The sequence below is a fragment of the Mesorhizobium sp. M4B.F.Ca.ET.143.01.1.1 genome (assembly GCF_004792275.1).
Classification (GTDB): domain Bacteria; phylum Pseudomonadota; class Alphaproteobacteria; order Rhizobiales; family Rhizobiaceae; genus Mesorhizobium; species Mesorhizobium abyssinicae.
The window spans coordinates 1-399 of record NZ_SRSR01000122.1; the positions used below are offsets into that span (position 1 = coordinate 1).

General features: G+C 63.4%; 1 protein-coding gene. It reads right to left on the reverse strand.

The window, feature by feature from the left end; all coding sequences use genetic code 11:
* Nucleotides 1-399 (reverse strand): amidase family protein (locus tag EN786_RS36240; RefSeq protein ID WP_246688844.1); only part of this gene is annotated, 399 nt, incomplete at both ends.

Consider the following 399-nt stretch of genomic DNA (forward strand, 5'->3'; position numbering starts at 1 on the left):
GCCCAGCCGGTCGCGCCGAGCGGAAGAGCGCTCATGGCATGAACGTCGCGCGCGAGCGACGCCGTGAGCCAATCCTTGCCCACCATACCCAGCAGGGTCACGCTCATCGGCAGCCCATCGTCGCGCTTGCCGGTCGGCACGGCGATGCCGCACATATCGAGCAGATTGACGAAATTTGTATAGGTACCGTGCCGACTGTTGGTGGTGATCGGATCGGCAAGCACCGCCTGGAGAGCGTAATGCGTTGGTGCCGTCGGCACACAGAAAAGGTCGACAGAGGCGATGATCGGGGCGAGCTTGGCCTTGTAGGCCTGAAGCGCATAGAGGCCGTTGAAGGCATCGGCCGCTGACAGGCCGCGCGCGCCGCCAATGATTTTGCGCGTTACCGGATGCATTGCG